General features: G+C 65.3%; 16 protein-coding genes and 1 pseudogene. 9 read left to right on the top strand and 8 right to left on the bottom strand.

Annotated features, from left to right (window positions below; translation table 11 throughout):
• Positions 1-378: 378 nt before the first annotated feature.
• Positions 379-1,296, bottom strand: coding sequence for a HEPN domain-containing protein (locus tag ABE454_RS15735; RefSeq protein WP_346508347.1), 918 nt, complete (start codon positions 1,294-1,296; stop codon positions 379-381).
• 283 nt (positions 1,297-1,579) lie between these two features.
• Here ABE454_RS15735 and ABE454_RS15740 point away from each other — a divergent pair, with 283 nt between their 5' ends.
• The 4 genes and pseudogenes from ABE454_RS15740 to ABE454_RS16185 all read left to right on the top strand — a co-directional run.
• Positions 1,580-2,239, top strand: coding sequence for an RNA polymerase sigma factor (locus tag ABE454_RS15740; protein ID WP_346508348.1), 660 nt, complete (start codon positions 1,580-1,582; stop codon positions 2,237-2,239).
• 13 nt (positions 2,240-2,252) lie between these two features.
• Positions 2,253-3,218: a FecR family protein gene (locus ABE454_RS15745; RefSeq protein ID WP_346508349.1), complete on the top strand. Its 966-nt coding sequence runs from the start codon at positions 2,253-2,255 to the stop codon at positions 3,216-3,218.
• A gap of 82 nt (positions 3,219-3,300) precedes the next feature.
• Positions 3,301-6,240: a TonB-dependent receptor gene (locus ABE454_RS15750; protein ID WP_346533038.1), complete on the top strand. Its 2,940-nt coding sequence runs from the start codon at positions 3,301-3,303 to the stop codon at positions 6,238-6,240.
• Between the two features lie 1,490 nt (positions 6,241-7,730).
• Positions 7,731-8,663 (top strand): annotated as a pseudogene (locus tag ABE454_RS16185) (alpha/beta hydrolase family protein); the annotation flags it as partial.
• 12 nt (positions 8,664-8,675) lie between these two features.
• Here ABE454_RS16185 and ABE454_RS16190 read toward each other — a convergent pair.
• From ABE454_RS16190 to ABE454_RS15765, 3 genes are all read right to left on the bottom strand, one after another.
• Positions 8,676-10,415 (bottom strand): asparagine synthase-related protein, encoded by a 1,740-nt coding sequence (locus ABE454_RS16190; protein ID WP_430826551.1) that lies wholly within the window; start codon positions 10,413-10,415, stop codon positions 8,676-8,678.
• A gap of 1 nt (position 10,416) precedes the next feature.
• Entirely contained in the window at positions 10,417-11,043 is a 627-nt protein-coding gene (locus ABE454_RS15760) for a lasso peptide biosynthesis B2 protein (protein WP_346533040.1), read from the bottom strand.
• Between the two features lie 274 nt (positions 11,044-11,317).
• Positions 11,318-11,803, bottom strand: coding sequence for a helix-turn-helix domain-containing protein (locus ABE454_RS15765; RefSeq protein ID WP_346533041.1), 486 nt, complete (start codon positions 11,801-11,803; stop codon positions 11,318-11,320).
• 195 nt (positions 11,804-11,998) lie between these two features.
• Here ABE454_RS15765 and ABE454_RS15770 point away from each other — a divergent pair, with 195 nt between their 5' ends.
• Together ABE454_RS15770 and ABE454_RS15775 are read left to right on the top strand one after the other, a co-directional pair.
• Positions 11,999-12,664 carry a hypothetical protein gene (locus tag ABE454_RS15770; protein WP_346533042.1) on the top strand — a complete coding sequence of 222 codons (666 nt, stop codon included), beginning with the start codon at positions 11,999-12,001 and terminating at the stop codon, positions 12,662-12,664.
• Positions 12,665-13,053: 389 nt separating this feature from the next.
• Entirely contained in the window at positions 13,054-13,551 is a 498-nt protein-coding gene (locus ABE454_RS15775; protein ID WP_253107909.1) for a DUF2285 domain-containing protein, read from the top strand.
• 4 nt (positions 13,552-13,555) lie between these two features.
• Here the strand turns inward: ABE454_RS15775 and ABE454_RS15780 are convergent, their stop codons facing one another.
• Together ABE454_RS15780 and ABE454_RS15785 are read right to left on the bottom strand one after the other, a co-directional pair.
• Positions 13,556-14,122, bottom strand: coding sequence for a hypothetical protein (locus ABE454_RS15780; protein WP_253107908.1), 567 nt, complete (start codon positions 14,120-14,122; stop codon positions 13,556-13,558).
• Entirely contained in the window at positions 14,119-14,889 is a 771-nt protein-coding gene (locus ABE454_RS15785) for a hypothetical protein (RefSeq protein ID WP_346533043.1), read from the bottom strand. Before ABE454_RS15785 ends, ABE454_RS15780 begins: the two co-directional genes overlap by 4 nt.
• Positions 14,890-15,311: 422 nt before the next feature.
• On the opposite strand from ABE454_RS15785, the gene ABE454_RS15790 reads away from it, so the two are divergent.
• Both ABE454_RS15790 and ABE454_RS15795 read left to right on the top strand, forming a co-directional pair.
• Positions 15,312-15,836 (top strand): MbcA/ParS/Xre antitoxin family protein, encoded by a 525-nt coding sequence (locus ABE454_RS15790; protein ID WP_346533044.1) that lies wholly within the window; start codon positions 15,312-15,314, stop codon positions 15,834-15,836.
• On the top strand, positions 15,836-16,504 hold the full coding sequence (locus ABE454_RS15795; protein ID WP_346533045.1) for an RES family NAD+ phosphorylase: 669 nt from the start codon (positions 15,836-15,838) through the stop codon (positions 16,502-16,504). Before ABE454_RS15790 ends, ABE454_RS15795 begins: the two co-directional genes overlap by 1 nt.
• A 159-nt stretch (positions 16,505-16,663) precedes the next feature.
• Here ABE454_RS15795 and ABE454_RS16195 read toward each other — a convergent pair whose 3' ends face one another.
• Together ABE454_RS16195 and ABE454_RS15800 are read right to left on the bottom strand one after the other, a co-directional pair.
• On the bottom strand, positions 16,664-17,116 hold the full coding sequence (locus tag ABE454_RS16195; RefSeq protein ID WP_430826556.1) for an energy transducer TonB: 453 nt from the start codon (positions 17,114-17,116) through the stop codon (positions 16,664-16,666).
• A gap of 395 nt (positions 17,117-17,511) precedes the next feature.
• Positions 17,512-17,646, bottom strand: coding sequence for a hypothetical protein (locus tag ABE454_RS15800; protein WP_346533046.1), 135 nt, complete (start codon positions 17,644-17,646; stop codon positions 17,512-17,514).
• A gap of 431 nt (positions 17,647-18,077) precedes the next feature.
• On the opposite strand from ABE454_RS15800, the gene ABE454_RS15805 reads away from it, so the two are divergent.
• Positions 18,078-18,791 (top strand): BapA/Bap/LapF family prefix-like domain-containing protein (locus ABE454_RS15805; RefSeq protein WP_346533047.1); only part of this gene is annotated, 714 nt, incomplete at its 3' end.

Genomic DNA, 18,791 nt, shown 5'->3' on the forward strand with positions numbered 1-18,791 from the left:
CCGCAGGACTGCCTCGAGAGAGACGGCCCCAGGTTCGCATAGCCGCCTCGGCTATCGAGCCCAGGAAGGGCGAACAATGCCCCCGCAGCCGCACGTCAGTTTCACAAGGTCACAATGCGCGACGTCATCCAGCGCGTCAGACTCGTCGTAATCGCGATGCATGGCTTTCGCGGGGCATGTTCGGCGCCGAGACATTGGACCAGCGTTCCGCTTGGCCACTGGTCGATTTTGAGAGCCAGGGACAGACCAATGCTGGTCTCATTCATACTGGCGTATTGGATTGTCGAAATATGCGCCGACCTTGACTCAGCGTAATGTCCTGACGGTCGACCACCTACAACGAAGAGCTGAAGTTCTCCTTTGTCCCTGCAGAGAGTTTCAGACCTTTCCTGCCTCGCGCTGCAGAGCGGCGAGCCGGTTGCGGCAGGCCGCTTCGACGAGATCGCGCAGGCGACGCGCGCCGTCCATCAGCCAGGCCAGGTCTTCGGCGCTTAGGTCGTACTGGTCGGAGTAACGCGCTTCGACATATGCGCGCTTCAGCATCTCGAACCGGCGGCGGTCGGCGCGATGCTCACGCGGCCAGGCGGCGATCAGCGCCTTGTCCAGGGTTTCGGCCTGGGAGCGGAGGAACTTGATGTTGTGAGAGCGCGGGAAATAGAAGGCGTGGACCAAGAGGAAGCACGCATAGGCGCGCTCGACCGCTTGGTGAAGGAGGAAGGCCGCGTCTTTGACGTTGCCGCGATTGGCAGCATACGTGGCGACGTCTAAGGCACCCTCAATCTTAGCCGACCACTCTGTGAAGTACTTCTCCGCCATCTCGCTCGCCTCTTGCGGCGTCAGCGGCTTTGGCGTGGCGAAGGGACGGCCGGGCAGGGCGTAGAGTTCCACGCCGTCCTTGATGACGCCCGTCCAGAAATACTGGCCCTGGGTCAGGCCCGAGTTCACCTCGGCCATGGTGTGGACGATGACGTTGACGATCCGGCCGATGGCCGGGTCGCGCTCGATCTTGTCCTCGGCGACGTACCAGTAGTTGGCGATCTCGGTCAGCTTCTCGTGGCTGACGATGACCAAGATGTCGAAATCGGACAGATAACCGGTCTCGGGCGCATCGACCCAATCGTCGCGCGAGTATGAACCGAACAGGATGATCTTCAGGATCTTGCCGTCGCGGCGCCAGGACTGGGTCGGGCCGCCGCCAGCATGGATCGCACGGTCGAACTCTTCCAGCAGGATCGACCGGATTCGGGCCAGCTCGCGCTGCTGACGCTCGGGCAGATGATCGAGGGCGTCCTTCATGACTTCGACTCTAGCACGGCTGGTCTGCATGACCACAGTCGGGGGGTGGGCGCCGCCTGGGTCGACTGAACCTTAGCCATGGAAGGGTCAGGCGTCCGCCCGAAAAGTGAGAAATCATGACTGTTGGCATGGCCGCCGCCCTTGGCGCAGAGCGCTTGGACACGACGACGGCGATCCGGGCGGACGCGGCAACCTACGACATGAGGGCGTCGTCGGAAACCACCCCTTGTCAGCAGCAGGGATTTGGACGAGCATTGTGATGCGTTCGTATGGACGCCGAGGCGTGAGAACCTCGATTGAACTGTTCGACCTACACTCTCCGGTGCTCGGCGTGGCGGGCGCGTATGTCCAGGCTCCTATTGGGCTAAAGGCGCTCGCGCGTGCCTCAATCACGTTCTCAACACCCGGCATCGGCCGGGCCCGCCTCTTTGCGAAAGGAGGCGGGCCCGTGTCGGATCAAAGCAGACGTATGGAAGGCGAGTGCGGCGCCGAACTGTCCACTCTCTATCGCGAGAACGAGCGGTGGCTGGCCCGATCGCTCAAGCGCCGCTTCGGCGATCAGGACATTGAGGATCTGGCTCAGGAGACCTGGCTGAGGCTGGCTTCGGCGCTCTCGCTCTCGGATATTCGTCACCCGAAGGCCTTCCTTCTGAGGATAGCGACCAACCTAGCGTCGACGCGGGGGCGGAGGCGGGAACTGGCGTTGAGGGCGGAGGCCGTGGCGGCGGTTCGCGACTGCATCGACGCCGACCAGACCGACCGGGTCATGCTCGCCCAGATCGTGCTCGGCTTGCCAGAATCTCTTCGTGATGTCTTTTTGTTGTCGCGTATCGACGGTCTGACGAACGCCCAGATCGCGGATAGGCTGGGCATAGCCCCCAAGACGGTCGAATGGCGCATGACGCAGGCCCTTGCCCACTGCGCCGCCCAACTCCGGCGCTAGAATGAGGCGCGACATGGCCAACCCGACGAGGGTTGAGAAGGCGGAAGAGGAAGCGGCCGCGTGGCATGCCCGTCTCGGCTCGACCTCCATCGATTCCGGCGCCATCGAGGAGTTTTTCGAATGGCGGTCTAAACCCGGCAATGCGGACGCCTATCGCCGGGTTGATCGCGTCTGGCGCAAGAGCCAGGGCCTGGGCGCCGATCCGGCCATCGCAGAGGCGCTGGACGGCGCGCGCCATCGCGCCCGCCGTAGCGGCTTGGGCAGACGGTCCGTTCTGATCGGGGGGCTGGCGGGCGCGACCGGCTTGCTCATCTTTTCTGGGACCTGCCTGTGGAACGGGCGAGGCGCGTTTGCGACCGATGTCGGCGAGCAGCGCGTGATCCGGCTCGCCGACGGCTCCAGGGTCAATCTGGACACGGATTCCCGCATCCGCGTGCGGTTCACGAGCGGGCAGCGGCGGATCGATCTTGATCATGGTCAGGCGCTCTTCGACGTGGCGGCGGCGCCGGATAGGCCCTTCGTGGTCTATGCAGGCGATGCCCGCGTCACCGCCGTGGGCACGGTGTTCGACGTTCGCAGGGCAGGGGAGGCGGTCAGCGTGACCCTCGTCTCGGGGGTGATCGACGTCGCGGCGCCGGAAATGGCGACCGGCGAGCGCCGCATGGCGGCGGGCCAGCAGACCAGGGTCTCGGGCAGCGCGATCTCAACCCGGGCGGTGGATGTCGCCGCCGAGACCAGTTGGACCTCTGGACGGCTGATCTTCTCCGACATCCCGCTGGAGCAGGCCGTCTCCGAGATGAACCGCTATCTGACAGACAAGATCGAGCTGGACGATCCCGGCATCCGGACTGTGGCGATCAACGGCGTCTTCCTGGTCGGAGACCGCGACGCCTTCGTCTCGGCAGCCTCAGATGGCTTGGGCCTGAAGTCCGTTCCCAAGGCGGACGGATCCGTCGGATTGGTCCGCCGCGGAAAATAATTGGGTTTCGGCTCCGGGGTAGGCCGGGGTCTCGTTGGTCTCTTTCTTCGACGCCAGAGGGAACGTTGGAGGAAACCTGTCTATGAGCCGTTCGAGTCTTCTATCCGGCGTCGCCGCGGTCGCCTGCCTCTTCTCCGCCGGGACGCCCGCCTGCGCCCAGTCCGCGCGCGATTTCGACATACCCGCTGGACCGATGCGCGACGCCCTGACGGCCTTCGGCGCCCAGTCCGGCCGGCAGATATTCTTCACCACGGACGTCGTCGCGGGCCGCCGCTCGCCGGGCGTCAGCGGACGGATGCAACCCGAGGCGGCCCTGAGCCGCCTGCTGCTCGACAGCGGCCTGACCTGGTCCCAGAGACGAACCGGGGTCTTCGTGGTGCAGAGGGGGGCTCCGGCGACAAGCGACGAAATCACCGTCCTTGACGAGGTAGTCGTCACGGGCACCCTGCTGCGCTCTTCGGGCGAACTGGCGTCGCCGGTGCTGATCATGGACCGGGACGAGCTCGACAGCCGGGGGCGGGGCACCGTGGCGGAAGCGCTGACGGACCTGCCGCAGAACTACGCCGGCAGCGGAACGCCCGGCGCGCTGTTGACCGGCGCAGATCGCGGCGGCTCGAACGGGGTGGTCGCGACGGGGATCAATCTGCGAGGTCTGGGCGCCGACGCCACGCTCGTCCTGGTCAACGGCCGTCGATTGGCCGGCACGGGGTTCAGGGGCGAATTCGCCGATGTTTCGGCGCTGCCCTCCGCCGCTGTAGAGCGGGTGGACATCCTTCTCGACGGCGCATCGGCTCTTTATGGCTCGGACGCTGTCGGCGGCGTGGTGAACATCATCATGCGGCGGTCCTTCGACGGCCAGGAAAGCGCGGTGCGGCTGTCCGCCGCCCAAGGCGGCATGGAAACCGTCCAGGCCTCGCATATCGCCGGAGGTTCCTGGTCGAGCGGCAGCGCCTTGCTGTCGTATGAGTACCAGCAACAGAACGCCGTCAACTCGCGCGACCGGCCCTATACGCTCGACGGGGACCTTCGTCCCTTCGGCGGGTCGGATTGGCGGTCGCTTTTCAGTGCGCCCGGCAACATCGTCGCATACGACGCAGCGAGCGCGAGCTACGTCTCGCAATTCGCGATCCGTCCCGGGCCGTCGAGCTCGGCGATCGCGCCGACCGACTTTGCGGCAGGCGAAACAAACCTGCAGTCGAACTCTCTGGGGGTGGACCTCATTCCGCAATTGGAGAGGCACAGCGCCTATGGGCGAATCCGGCAGTCCGCCGGCGAACGTTTGGATCTTTCGGCCGACGTGCGCTTCAGCCGCCGCGCCTATGAGTTCGCCAATGTTCCCGGCGCCAGCGTCTTCACGGTGACGCGCGCTAACCCCTTCTTCGTTTCCCCGACGGGCGCGGATTCCCACCTTCTCGCCTATTCTTTCTCGGGCGACCTGGGCCCGTCGCGGAAGGTGGGATCGTCTCGTAGTCTGGGGCTCACTGCAGGCGCCGTGTTCGACCTCGGTTCAGGCTGGTCACTCGATGGGTACCTGGCGCATGCCGAAGAACGCGGCGAAGCGGCCATCCGAGGACAGATCAACACCCAGTTCCTTCAAGAAGCGCTTGGGAACACGCCGGACGATCCGGAAACCGACTATTCGACCTCGGTCGACGGCTTCTTCAATCCGTTCGGCGCGGGCACCGCGAACGCCCCTCGCGTCCTGGATTTCATCAGCGCGGGCTATTCCAGCAATCTGGACCGCAGCGCGGCCAGTTCCGTCAATCTGCTGCTGAACGGAACGCCGCTGACCCTGCCCGGCGGCGCGCTTGATATCGCCGTGGGCGCCCAGTTGCGAAGCGAGCGCTTCAAGACCCAGTCGACGACGTTCCTGTCGACCCTCGAGCCCGTCGCACGTTTCACGCCGGGTCACGACCGTCTGATCTCCGCCGTCTTCGGCGAGGCGCGCATTCCCTTGTTCGGACCCGACAACGCACGGCCGGGCGTTTGGGCGCTTGAAGTGTCGGTCGCCGGACGCATCGAGGACTACGAAGACTTTGGGCGCACGTCGAACCCCAAAGTCGGCGCGATCTGGTCGCCCATGCCTGATCTGACGCTGAGGGGGGCGTGGGGCACATCCTTCCGCGCCCCGGGCCTCACCCAGCTGAACGACGCCTCCAGCGCCGGCGCCTCGCTCGTTCCACGACCTGATGGAACACGTATGCTTTCCATCTATCTGTCGGGCGGCAATCCCGATCTCACCCCTGAAACCGCTGAAACCTGGACCCTGGGCTTCAACTACAATCCCCCCAGCGGCCTGGTGTTGAGCGCGAGTTACTTCGATACGCGATTCGACAATCAGATCGCCCGGCCGACAACCGGAAATCTGGCCAACGTCCTCATCGATCCCGCCTTGTCGCCCTTTGTTCGACGGGTGGATCCGGCCAACGACGCTGCCGATCTGGCGCTTGTTCGCAGCTACACCACCGCGCCGGGCTTCGGCGCCGGCAGCCTGTTCCCGCCGACCACCTACGGCGCGATTATCGACGGTCGATGGATCAACACGGCATCGGTGGCGGTCCGCGGCCTTGATCTTCAGGCCGCCTATCCCATGCGTTTCGGCGGTCATACCCTGCGATGGGATGCGTGGGCGTCATGGCTTCTGGACTATGACGGTCGGATGACCTCCGCATCGCCTGTTCAGAGCTTGCTCGATCAGGTCGGCTACCCCGTTTCCCTGAGAAGCCGGGCCGGCTTTGCCTGGTCGCGGGGCGACTGGACCTTGAACGCTCACTGGATCCACGTTTCGGATTACGCCGATCAGGACGGCCGGCGGATCGACGCCTGGAATACGGCAGATGTCAGACTGACCTGGAAGCCGGTCAACGGCGCACTCGACGGTCTTCGCGCGTCGCTTGGAATCCAGAACATTTTTGACGTCGATCCGCCCTTCCATGATGGTCGAACGGGTTACGGCTTCGACGCTGGACAGGCCAACCTGTTCGGCCGGGTCGTCTCGCTGCAGTTGACGCAGCGCTGGTGATGTGGAGCCGCTCGGCGGGCTTCGTCCGGTGGATCCGGGCGGGGTGGGCCTTCGCGTTAGCGAGCGCTCTGCCGATTACGCCGACGATCGCCCAGGAACTCTCGCTGACGATCGACGATGTCCTGGGCATGGAATCCTTCGGCGACGTCTCGCTTTCGCCGGATGGTCATTGGCTCGTCTATGAGCGCAGACGCGCCTTTGACAGCGCCCCGCGTTTCGATCGAGGCCATCGGTCCGTATGGGCTGCTACGGATTTGTTCTTCCTCGATCTTCACCGCGCAGACGAACCCATGCGGTTGATCCATACCACCCAGGAAGAAGGCTTGGTGCTGGGGCCTTGGTCGCCTTCCGGCGCTTGGCTTCTCGTCTATCGGGTCGGCGCACATCGCATGGAAGCCGGCGTCCTTAACGTGAAAACCCGCACCGTCCGCTGGACCGGCCTGACCCCTGACATGCCGCTTACCGGCAGCGGGGCGGAATGGCGAGACGACAACCGGCTGCTCCTGACCACCCGTCCTGTCGGCGCCATGCCCTGGATGCTCGAGCGCGACGGCGCCAGTCAGGCTTCAACTCGACGGCTATGGCGCGACGCCGCCGAGGGCAGGGTTTCTTCCGCCACGCGCATCGACACCTTTGGCGGAATCGCCGCCACGACGAAGGAAAAGCCGCCCCAGCGGCTTATGGAGATCGACGCACTCACTGGCGAGATTCGCCAGGTGGCTGAGGCGTCCATCCTTGATATGTCTGCGGCCCCAGACGGAAAAACGATTGCGCTGCTGGTTTCGGGGGAGGGGATCCCCATCGGTACGGGACCCGTGCGGGCTTATGAGATGAAACACCGGACGCGTCTGCGTCTGCTGGACGCGGCGTCTGGTTCGGTTATCGCCGCCCCGACCCAAGACATCGCCCTGCATCTTCTGAGGTGGACGAGCCGTTCTGACGCGATCCTGGTGTGGGGGCGGGCGGACGGCGCTGCATGGGACCAAGGCGGCCTGCTGCGTGTCGACCGCGACGGATCGATGTCCGGCTTCATGTCGGACGGGCTGTCGCCTATGGCCGCAGGGGAGTCGATCGACGAACTCAGGGGCGTCCAGGCGGACTGGCTGGGCGAAGCGCCCGTGCTTCGCGCGCGCCGGAACGGCCGATTCGATTGGTTCTTGCTCTCCCCTGACGCCCCGGCCATAGCTTTGACGTCGATCGTCCCCGGGGCGGTCGGCGATCTGGCGGCGGTAGGGGAGGGCCAGCTGCTGATCTTCGCCTCAGGCGCCCTATGGCGGGTCAATGAGGGCGGGGCGGAACGATTGACGCCGCAGGGCGGCCAGGTCTCCAACGCGACTTCCGTCAGTGGAATGCAGGCGCTGCGATTGCGGCTGAATGCGGCGCCGAGGCGCGACTGGGCCCTGGCCCGCGCGGGCTCTGAACATGTGGATGTGCTGGGGACCGAAGGCTTGCGGCGCAGCTTCCAGATCGAGCCGCTGTCAGAGGGCTCGATGATTGCGGCGGCGTCGCAGGACGCGATCGTTCGTCTTCTTCGGCATCAGGGTTCGGAGGCGCTTTGGTTGAGCCGCGAGCGAGAAGAGCGGCGGATCGACGAGGCGAATCCGGAGTTCGCAACCCTAGCTTTCCCTCGAGCCGTCGCCGTGGCTCATCTGGACCGCCTTGGCCGCCCTGCGCAAAGCTGGCTCACCCTGCCGAAGGGCGATGCGCGGCGCAGTCCACGCGGTCTGATCGTGTCGATCTATCCAGGATCTTCAGACAGCGGCGCGTACATCGACCCGCGAGTATTGCTGTACGGCGTTCGACCCGCATTCCTGGCGGAGCAGGGCTACGCCGTTCTTTCCCCCGCAATCCCAGTCGAGTCCGGCGAAGCTTTGGTTCCTGACCAGTTGCTGAAGAGCGTGGAGCTGGCCGTAGACGCAGCCCTGACCGCCCACCCGACCTTGCCGTCGGACCGCATCGCGATCCTTGGCCACAGCTTCGGGGGGACGGCGGCGTTGACGCTCGCCTCGTCAACTCGCAGATTCAGATCCTATATCGCCTGGTCGGCGGGGACCGACTTCGCCGGGAAATGGGGCGAGTTCGATCCCATTGCACGGATCCGTCCCGAGGAGGGCCTTAGCCTCCAGGCGCAGATGGGCTGGGTCGAGACCGGTCAGGGGCAAACGAAAGCGACGCCCTGGGAGGCCCCGGAGAGATTCGCGGCCCTCAGTCCCTATTCGACGGCGTGGCGAATTCAGGATCCCGTGCTGTTGATCTCGGCCGACCGGGATTTCGTTCCGCTCTCGCAGTCCGAGCGCATCTTCACGACCCTGCACCGCACCGGCGTTCGGTCCCGGATGATCACCTATTGGGGGGAGGGGCACTTCAACTGGAGCCCGGCGAATATCCGCGACCTCTACCAACAGATCATGGACTGGTTGAACGAGACTTTGGCGTCACCTGACGGCCAATCGTGCTTCCCACGTCCGAACCCACGCCTCGATGACGACGGCTGTCATGATCTCGCCGACGCGCCCTCGCCAGATCAAGCTGTCCTCGGTAAGCAGAGCCTCGACCGTCTCCCGAACGATCAGGCCTTCGCTGGCGAGTCGACCGTCCAGAAGCCAGGGCCTTATCACGTTGAGGCTCATGGCGAGGCGTCGTCCATAGTAGGCTGTCATTTCTCCCTTGGACCTGCGCTCGGCGATTTCGGGAGTCAGCCGATCGCGAAATGTCTCTCGGGCCAAGGCCCGGTCCCGGCGCCCTAGCGTAAGTTGTTCCGCGCTGAGCGCGAGGCAGGTCTCGACGACAGGCTGAGCCAGAAGCGGATGGACGAGTTCGACTGTCTGGGACTGAAGCGAGGGACCGCTGAACGTGACCCCGTTGATGACGCCGGCGATTTGATACCGCTTCGCGGGGCCGAGATCCGAGGCGGCGTCCAGCCACGGGTGGATAGACGGCGTAACGTCGCCAGAGACAAAGGAGACCGAGCGGCCGAGCCGCGGCCTGTCGGGACCGTCGAGCCGTGCGGCGGCGATGAGGGACCAAACCGAGCATCCATTCCATCGCGCCAAGTTGGGTAAAGAGGAGGAAAGCGCGGCGCGCCAGCCGCGTCGCCGCCAAATGTCGCAGAATACGTCAGCGCCCGCGCCTTGAATGAAGACGGCGTCGCCTCCCTTGCCCGTCAGAAGGACGTTTGAGCCGCCCTGTTTCAAGACCCGCGCCCATATCGCGTCATTGGGAGCGTCCATACCGTTTAATCCGGGGCGAAGACCTGGCGTGAGGTCCAAAAGCATGCGCTCCGTCAGCGGGCCGGGCGCCCGAGGGAGCGTCGTCAGGACAACGCCGAGTTTGGCCGCCATGGCGTGGGCGTAGGCTCTCTCATCTCCGCCCGGCTCTTCGCCGAAAGCGTGGAGCCACGCGCCGGCGTCGCGCCCGCTTGCGCGCAGACTTGAACCCACTATGGCGGAGTCGAGGCCTCCGGATAGCTCGGCCGCGAGTCGGCCGTCGCCCGCCAGCGCATAGACGGCCTCGTCCACGGCGTTCCTAAGCGCCGCGCTTGCGGCCTTGTCGGGGATGACGTCCTCATCGCTCGCACGCGCAAAGATGTCCGGACGCCAAGACGAGACCGGAGGAACGGACGAGGGAAACGGCAGCACGGCGCCAGGCGGCAGAACCGTGGGACCATCGATCATCGTTTCCCACCAAGCGCCCAACGGGTCCTGAAGCGCGCGCCCCACCCGATCGAATGCAATTCGCCAATCCGGCCGGGTCAGGCTGACAAGCCACTCGGGCAGATCCGAAGAGACGACGACGAGATCGCGCCACTCCCAGGCGATGCACTCCAAGGCGCCGGAAGGGTCGCGAAGAAGCCCCGCGATCCGCCCGTTTGGCCCCACGCGGAGTCCGACATAACGGCCCCAGAAGCGTCGCATGATCGATTGCTCACAGGCGTGATCGTCGGGCCCCGTGATGAAGCGGGAAAGCGGGCCCTGACGTCGGTCGAAAACGTCTCCGATCAACGTCCAGAGGCCAGCCTTAACGACGCGAGGGGGCCTCGGCCCTCCACACGCCAGCCACCCGGACCGGCCCATGGGCCTATGCGGTAAACCATGCGCCTGGGCGGCCTGAAGGAGCATCATCGCCTGCGCTCGCGCTCGCGGCGTCGTCCCCCCCGTGACGCATAGATAGTCCATGTCACACTGTCAGGATGGGGCTGAAGCCGCGCACGCGATCGAGGTCGTCGGCAAGGAGGACATCGCCGATCTGCAGCCAGCAATGGGCGAGGAACGGCCATGTCCGTACGCCGAACACCCAATCCGCAACGATGCCCTCCCGCGCTAACAGCCGTCGCAAGGCGAAGCTGCGCTTCAAGCACTGCCCAGGAGAGGGAACCCAAGGCAAGGTGCTATAAAAGGCTGCGACGACCTCGGCGACCCGCGAGGAGGCGGGCTGGTCGCGGCGAAGCGGTTCGCTGCGAATGAGCCTATCCAGGGGGCTGACCTCAAATCGCCGGCCAGCGGCTAGAATGAGGACCGCGGTCTGTACGGCCGAACCGAAAGGGGCGTGAGGCTCAGGTTGGAGCGCGCGCACAGGCGGTGGGGCGCGGCGCCGCCGCGTCGCCGGTCGATCAGGCGCGATCAAGCCGGTCGCGAGCAATTCGGCCTGGTAATCGGGATGCGCAGCCACAGCATCGGGAACGTGATCTACGGGGCGCAGTATCTCGGCCCCGCCGACGAGGCAGCTATAGGCATCCGAAGCTACCTTCAGAACGACCACATCGTTTCCGCGCCAAGCCAAGTGAACATCTTGCGCGAGCCACATGGTGTCTGTCGTTTTGTCGACCATGACAAAAGAGCGGGCGGCCGTTGTCGGCCGCCCGTCTCCATCAACCCATCGGCACTCGGCTCGGCTGCAAAGTGAACTCGATGTAATCGCCATCGATATCCTGCAGGGTCAGAGCCTTGGCGCTGCCGAAGCTGACGAGGCGCAGTTTGAGCTTGGTCATTTCAGTCACTCCCTGGTTGATCGCTACAGACGTAGCCCAGAGAGTAAGCGCCCTAGACGTCGGTACTCAAAACTATATTTGTCGTATATTTCATCGCCCCGGTCGGGGACGTGCGAGCGTAAGTTCCGTGACGCCCTTCTCGAGCCAACGCGCCGCCATCTCCTGACGCTCGTTTTCGGCCAGCAGATCATCATACATGGCGCACACGGCCAAAATGACGGCGCGACCGTCCAGCTTCGCGATCCCATCGCCCAGAAGGCCGTTGAGGCGCTTGCCGCCGATGGTCAAGGCCGTGACCAGCTTGTTGTCGGCGCTGCGCCAGGCCAGCTCAGGCGAGCCGATGGCGACCGCCATGATGACGGCGTGGGGATCGCTGCGCGTGGCCGCCGCAAAGCGATGGATGTAGTCGATATTGAGCCGGCTCCCGCCCGCCTCGAAACGCTCATAGGTGCGAAGCGGCATGTGCATCGCCTTTGCCACGGCGCGGGCAGTCATGCCGCGGTGGCGACGCACCAGCTTGAGGGCTCGGGACAGCACGTCGTTGTCTCGCTGGGGCTGCCTGCGCATGGAATCCATGGCTGCCTTCCTTTTGCTGACGATCACTGGCCGTCACCGTAACGACGTTCGTCGTTGGTGCAAAAAGGGCGACCCGTCGATAACGGGCGGTGAGGCCGACGATGTCCGGCGGGTTCGCATCGGACGAGCTTGCAACGTGTTGGCGAACAAGCTTCGCCGCGCGTTATCGCGGCGCTTCTGTGGTTGGAGGGCGCCATGGCCAAGAAGCGGGATCCCTTCCTAAGGGCGTTGGATGTGATCCGGACCAACATGCTGAAGGGCGTTTATCCGCCTGCGCAGCCAATCGTGATCGCGGACGAAGCGCGCCGGTTGGGTCTGTCAACGACGCCGATCCGTGAGGCGCTTTCCTGCCTTTGCGGAGAGGGTCTGGTCGAGCGAGGGCCGTGCGGCGGGTTCGTTGCGCCGCGCTTTGACGCAGGCGCCCTGCGCGATCGCTACGAATTTCGTCTGACGTGCCTGCTGGCGGCGCTCGATCTCACTGCTGACCTTCCAGGATATCGGCGGCGCTCGCGAACGGACGCCACGGCGGCGCCGGATCTCCAGAGGATCTCCGAGGATGTCGTGCGGCGCTCGGGAAATGCTGTGCTCCTTGCCGCCTATCAGCGTGTCGGTGTGCAGTTGCGGCAGGTCCTGGAGGCCGAGCGGATCGTCTTCATCGACGTCGATGTCGAGGCGGATCGCATAAAAGTCCTGGCGGATGAAGGCGCGCGCCAAGCGTTCTGCGAAGCACTGCGAACCTATCACCATCGCCGTATACGGGCGGCGCCCCATATCGCGGCGGAAATCGCCCGGCGCGGCGCTGCGTCAGCCCACGGCGTAGACGAGGTCCCCTTGGCTTCGCCAACAGGGGAGCCGTGCTGAACTTGAGCGGCGCCGCGCGCGGCCGACCGGCGGGGGATCATCCCAACTGACTTTCAAGCGGCGGCCGCAAGGAGGGGGCATGCGCGAAGCGGGGAGCGATGGCTATCGCCCGGAATGGGGCGATCGAGAGGGTTATGACCGGATGGTCGCGCTCGACCTCGCCGGGTGGGCTTGGGAAGCGCTCCGGCGTCGACCTGATGACGCCGGTCGTATCCTGCCGGTGAAGGCGAACCGACAGCTCGGGCGCTTCCCGACGATCCGGCTCATCGAGACCCCGGCCGTGGATGAACGGGAGGTCTGGGGGTGGCGATTTCCTCGGGGCGCGGTCCCCGCTCGTCTTCTGGCGCGCCGACCTCCACCCCGCGGTTCTTCCCGTCCGGGCAGCGCCTGTGGCCGACGCCGACCCCGACGCTTTTCGACTTGATCGTCTGCCCTGTCGTGCGGTCATCCGACGCCTTGGCGACGGGCGCGAACAGATCATCATCGGCGGCGGGACGCATTCGATCCGCCTCGAGGTGCGGGCAGGCACCCTGCTCGAAGGACCTGTCCGGCTGACCTATGATCTCGCCGGCTTCGCCGATATCGACATCCGCCTTCAGGCGCTCGGCCAGTTCGTCGCCCTGCATCGCCTCAACCGACTGCCGTCCGGCCTCTTTCGTATCGAGCCGCGGGCGAGGCGGTGGGCGATGGCCTTGCAGGCCTGGGACGGCGGGCGAGCCGGCGCGAGCCAGCGCGAGATCGCTGTCGCCCTGTTCGGCGGGGCGCGCGTCGCCTCGGATTGGGCGGCGGGCGACCACATGCGCAAACGGGTGGCGCGGCTCGTCAGAACGGGCGAACGCCTCGTCGCCGGCGCCGGACCCGGAATGCTTCGGCGCGAGCCGTCCTGACCGACTACTGCGAGAACAGGGTCACGTCGTGGCGCGTGCCCGAGATACGGACCCCGTTGCTGGGCGTGCGCGCGATCGTATCGGCCTCATCGAGCGCGCGCAGGACATCGTCCAGGCGCGGGGGTGGAGCGATCTCGCAAACTTCCTTCCGGCCTCCGTTCGCTCCGATCGACGAGAAGGAGACCGACCCGCCGTTGATCCGATAGCGGCGCGCGACGCCGGCGCAGGCCGGCTCCCACCAGACCGAGGCCTCGTCGCCGCTGATGGCGATCCCCACAGGCTCATCGAGAGAGCGGCCGTCGATCGCGGCCACGCGCCATTCGCCCGACAGGGTGGCGACCGTCGCGGCGGGAGCCTCGCGATCGACCGGCGCGGCGGCATCACTGTCTGTGGTGCGGGGCTGCGGGGCGGCCTCCGGCGGCGTTTGCCCGCAAGCGGTCAGCGCCGCGCAGGCGAACAGGATCAGCAGGCGGCGCGCGCGCGCCGAGCTGGAGGACTGGATGTCGATGTTGAGAAGGGCTTGCTTCATAAGGTCTGCCTGGCGGTCGCAGTGGTGCGGCATGTCGGTCATCGGGGCGGGAAATGGGCGGCGCTCCTCGGCGCGCCGATCGGAATGATCGGCCCCGCGCCGCATTGCGCCCGCAGCGCCTTTACGCCGGCGTCGGCTTCATTCGCGCCGCGCGGACCGGCCCATATGACCTTCTCGCCGATCCGAACCGTCTGTCCGCCGTCCGTGACGGTCATGCGGTAGTCGGCGTCGAGTCCGATCTCGGCGTCCCTGTCGAACAGCACCAGCGGCTCGCCGCCGTCGCCATGATCGGCGAGGCGGAAGCAGCCATCGCGCAGGATGATCCGGCCCGACAGCGCCGCCTGGTTGACGGCGCCCGGCAGACGATCCGAGCGAGGGACGAGGCGAACCAGCGCGGCGAGCGCCGGATCGATCGCGCGCGGATTGGGCGGCGGCCCGAAGTCCAGGCGCAGCCGCTCGGGCAAGGTCCAGCCCTCGGCGGCGGCGATCTCGCGGAAGGCGGCTTCGTCCACGGTCACGTCGAAGGCGACGACGCCGTCGAACTCCATCACCGAGCCGCCGCCGACGAGCCGTTTGGCCGCGAGACGCGGAAACCACTCATCGAAGATCGGTTGCAGCTCGGCGGTGGGGACGCCGCCCTCGCGCGAAGCGAAGCGGGAATCGCGCGTATGACGCGCCAGGGTCGCGGCGGCGTCGCGCCGGAACTGGAAGGCGAAACGCGGCGAAGGATCGCGCACGACGCGGTAGCCGATATAGTTCCCCGGCTCGGCCGCCTTCAGACGCCGGTCGAGCGCCTGGGCGTCGCGCATCGCCGCCTCTTCGGGATTGCGGAGGCTTTCGTCGTCCTCCGAAGGCATGGGCTGCCGGGAGCGCGGCGGCGGCGCAGGCGAGGGCGGGGCGCTCAGGAGCGTCGCATAGCCGTCCGCCCCGATGGTCGCGCCGGCGGGAACCCGGGCTGATGCCGGTCCGGGGGCAGGGCCGACGCCCTGGTCCGGCGACGAAGGGGCGGTGCATCCGACGAGAGCGATTGCGATCATCGTCAGTCCGAAGGTCCGCATATCTGTGTCGTCCTCTATCCTCGCCTGCGGCACGGTAACGACCGTGAGTCTCGCTGACCATACGCTTAAGCGCCTCCGGTTGTTCGTCGCCGAGAACCGTGCGGGCGAGCCGAAGCTGGTTGGTTGATATCTGACCGAATATGGACTATGTCCAGATTTGTTAGGAGATGGTCATGGCAATAGGCATCGTTTCCGGTCGCGGTCCTCAAGCGGAGCTGCCGCGCCTCGATGTGGCGCGTTTCGCCCCGGCGAACCGGCGCCGTCTGAGCGCGCCTGCGCTTCGCACATTCACCGCCATCGCCGATCTCTGGGGGCTGAACGAGGAGCAGCGCCGCCTGATCCTCGGTTACCCGTCGCGCTCGACCTACCAGAGCTGGTGCAAGCAGGTGCGCGAGCATGGTGAGATCACGCTCGACGTTGATGTGCTGACGCGCATTTCGGCGCTGTTCGGCATCCATCAGGCGCTGGGCGTCCTGTTCGCCGATGAGCATGAGGGCGTCGACTGGCTGCTACGACCGCACGATGCGGCGGTGTTCGGCGGGCATCCGCCCATCAACCTCGTGGCCAACGGGACTCAGGACGGTCTGATGACGGTGCGACGCTTCCTCGACGCCGCTCGGGGCGGGGCCTACATGGCTCCCAACGCCCTCGATGCGGCGTTCGAAGCCTATGACGACAGCGAGATCGTCTTCAGCTGATGGAGAAGCTCGTCGCTGCGCCCCGTCCGGCCCACCGGCTGGTGCCGTCGCGCTTTCCACCGATCGGTCTGTTCGACACCGTCGCCACGGCGGCCGATGCCGCGGCGGTGATGGAGCTGGCCGGATGGACCAACGACCGTCTGGTCGCCGAACGGATCGACCGCCTGCCGCGCGATCAGTGGATCTACGGTCGCGCCAATGCGAGCATCGTCATGGCGTCCTTCCTCCATGTCGCGCCGGGCGGCATGCGGTTCAACGGTCCGGACCTCGGCGCCTGGTATGCAGCGGCGTCGGTCGTCACTGCAGCCGCCGAAGTCGGCCATCATCTGCGCCGCGAAGCCGTGGCGCGATCCTTGAAGGGAATGCGACGAACCTATCGCAACTATACCGCCGCCTTGATCGGCGACTATCGCGACATTCGCGGCCGACAGGCCGCCTTGCCCGACGCCTACGCCACCGATAGTTATGAAGCCTCGCAGCCGTTCGGTGAAGGCGTCCGGGCGTCCCAGGCGTCGGGACTTCTCTACGACAGTCTGCGGCATCGCGGCGGCTGCAACATCGTCGCCTATCGACCGATCGCCGTCACCGAAGTGGTGCAGGCGGAGCATTTCGAAATCAGCGTCGAGGCGGCGTCTCGTCGGATAGAGGTCCGAACGCTAAACGCATAGTCCGCACGCGCGCAGACAGATTGATCATTCCGCGATGACTCGAAGCGCCTTGTCCATTGAAAACGTCCCATGCGTGCCGTTTTCGAAAGCCACGCCGAAGCACCCTGCCCGAACATCTTCCTGTCCTCCATAGCCCTCGCCGCAACCGTCCTGTTCCGGCTATGAGGCCTGAGCGTGGGGGGCGCTGGCCGCATCAGGTCCTTTCCAATTTGGCGGCGCCATCGGAGGAGGTCCCGCTGGCCGTTCAAGCTTCCACTCTATCGGTTGAATGTAATACCGTAGTTTCTTTTCGTCGTGCGCAGTCGGAATCCGCGCCCGCCGCATGGCGACCAGACACGCCGCCGCATCGAGGTCTTGATGACCGCTTGAGCGAGTAACAACGCAGTCCTTAACGCTCCCGTCGGCCGCGGCAGCCAGCCGAACATAGCTTGTACCCTCGCGCCTCTCGGCACGCGCCGGGGCTGGATATTCCGGTAGCCATGGCTCTTCGCGGTACAGCGGACTCTTCTGCGGCGGTGGCGGCGCGATCAATGGACCAGTGTTGACCGTCTGCGCCAGCGCAGTTGCCTGCAAAGTCAGCAGCAGAGGCAAGAGCAATGCAATACTTTTCATATCTTCATCGATAGCGGCGCCGGATAATGGTTCAATCCTTCCGCCATGGGTGATCGTAAGCCGGGCGTGTGAAAAGCCTTATTCATGCCCATGCTTGATTCCGTCCTGCATCTTGCAGCCGCCAGTGCCCCCAGCAGAATCTCCGCCCGGATCGAAACCCCGACCATCACGTCCTGCTAGCTCATTTGAGGTACATATCTTGGTTTGGTCCCGCCAGCGCAGGCCGTTGCTGGCGGAGCTCCCGTCCACTCAAGCGGACGTGACGGCGATGGCTGCGGACGGGGTCGGACTGAACGAGGCCGTAACCGCAATAAGGGCGCAGAGCTTCGAGGGTTCTCGAGGGATTGGCCGACCTCACGGACCGCCCCGACTGAAAGGCGTGTTTGGTCTCGATCCTACGGCCTTCTGAAGCGGAGGGGCTGCGCCTCGCCTGTGCGCCAGGCCTCGATCACGCCCGCCGTGAAGATGACGAGCAGGAGGAAGTAGCGCTCCAGCGCTGCGATATAGGCGCGCGCCACGACGAAAGACATCGAGCGCAACTCCGACATGCAAGAGTGTGGTGAGGAGATGGACTTCGCTGTCAAGCTTCGGCGACCAGGTGCGGCGGCGGGATGGCGGCGGTCGGGTAGGCTCGAGACGACATGCGCAAACGTCTCACTCGGTTGTTGAAGACAGCTGAGCGCCTGATCCCCTCGCAGGCCCCGGTTCTTTTCGCTCTGATGAATTTCAGACCCCGCGCTGGCGGTCCTTGGCGATGGTTATTTCGCTTTTATTGAACAGTTGTCCGCACGGCGGGCGGGACGGCTGAAGGTGCCTTTGCGACATTTTACAGTTTCGCAGCGAAAGCGTTCGATTTTGAGCTCAAAACGTTAAGGCTCTTCTGAGAAGAGCTTGACACTGGGGAACCTAGCCTCTTGAGAGTTCCTCGCCATTTTGACGATTTTGGACGGGGAATAAGGCCATGCATGCTGACATCATCGACAAGAAGAGCGGCTCGCGTCGTCAAGTCGAAGACGGGCAGCCGATTTCCTCCAACCGGCCTTCGGTCTTCCGTCTGAAGTTGGCGCCTGAGAGCGTCGCTCGTTACGTGCGGCGTGGTGATGATCTCGTGTTGGTCCTTAAGGACGGCCAGGAAATCGTCATACTGGCGTTCTTCGTCAAATATCCGGATGGCGACAGCCCTGAAGACGTCGCTTCCACGAGCGAAGACGCCTCCAACGGCGAGGAAGCGCGCAACGACCTCGTATTGGAAGACGACTACGGGGTGGTCTGGTGGGGGCAGTATCCCGAGGAGTGGAGCGAATTCCATTTCACTGAGATCGAGCTGGATCACGTCGCAGGAGTGGTGTGGTGGCCCTGGGTTCTAGGCCTAGTCGCGGGCGGGACGGCAATCGCTGCTGTTGCAAACGGCGGTGGGGACGGCGGCAAAGGCAAGCCTCCTGTCGCAGTAGATGACTCCTCTCATGGAACGGAGGACGGCGGGCCTGTCACCGGCAATGTGCTGACCAACGACAGCGACCCGGACGGCGACACGCTGAGCGTTGTGAGCTTCACCATCGCCGGGGTTCCCGGCGTGCATGACGCGGGCGACACGGTGACGATCCCCGGCGCGGGCGTCTTCACGCTGGCGGCGGACGGCGGCTACAGCTTCACCCCGGCGGCGAACTGGAACGGC

Origin of the sequence: Brevundimonas diminuta (assembly GCF_039673845.1) — a bacterium.
Taxonomy (GTDB): Bacteria; Pseudomonadota; Alphaproteobacteria; order Caulobacterales; family Caulobacteraceae; genus Brevundimonas; species Brevundimonas diminuta_E.

Excerpts from the sequence above, each read along its gene's own strand:
- ABE454_RS15735 (WP_346508347.1), bottom strand. The coding sequence starts at position 1,296 with ATGAAGGACGCCCTCGATCATCTGCCCGAGCGTCAGCAGCGCGAGCTG.
- ABE454_RS15745 (WP_346508349.1), top strand. The coding sequence starts at position 2,253 with ATGGCCAACCCGACGAGGGTTGAGAAGGCGGAAGAGGAAGCGGCCGCG.
- ABE454_RS15750 (WP_346533038.1), top strand. The coding sequence starts at position 3,301 with ATGAGCCGTTCGAGTCTTCTATCCGGCGTCGCCGCGGTCGCCTGCCTC.
- ABE454_RS16190 (WP_430826551.1), bottom strand. The coding sequence starts at position 10,415 with ATGGACTATCTATGCGTCACGGGGGGGACGACGCCGCGAGCGCGAGCG.
- ABE454_RS15760 (WP_346533040.1), bottom strand. The coding sequence starts at position 11,043 with ATGTGGCTCGCGCAAGATGTTCACTTGGCTTGGCGCGGAAACGATGTG.
- ABE454_RS15765 (WP_346533041.1), bottom strand. The coding sequence starts at position 11,803 with ATGGATTCCATGCGCAGGCAGCCCCAGCGAGACAACGACGTGCTGTCC.
- ABE454_RS15770 (WP_346533042.1), top strand. The coding sequence starts at position 11,999 with ATGGCCAAGAAGCGGGATCCCTTCCTAAGGGCGTTGGATGTGATCCGG.
- ABE454_RS15780 (WP_253107908.1), bottom strand. The coding sequence starts at position 14,122 with ATGACCGACATGCCGCACCACTGCGACCGCCAGGCAGACCTTATGAAG.
- ABE454_RS15785 (WP_346533043.1), bottom strand. The coding sequence starts at position 14,889 with ATGCGCGACGCCCAGGCGCTCGACCGGCGTCTGAAGGCGGCCGAGCCG.
- ABE454_RS15790 (WP_346533044.1), top strand. The coding sequence starts at position 15,312 with ATGGCAATAGGCATCGTTTCCGGTCGCGGTCCTCAAGCGGAGCTGCCG.
- ABE454_RS15795 (WP_346533045.1), top strand. The coding sequence starts at position 15,836 with ATGGAGAAGCTCGTCGCTGCGCCCCGTCCGGCCCACCGGCTGGTGCCG.
- ABE454_RS16195 (WP_430826556.1), bottom strand. The coding sequence starts at position 17,116 with ATGAAAAGTATTGCATTGCTCTTGCCTCTGCTGCTGACTTTGCAGGCA.
- ABE454_RS15800 (WP_346533046.1), bottom strand. The coding sequence starts at position 17,646 with ATGTCTTTCGTCGTGGCGCGCGCCTATATCGCAGCGCTGGAGCGCTAC.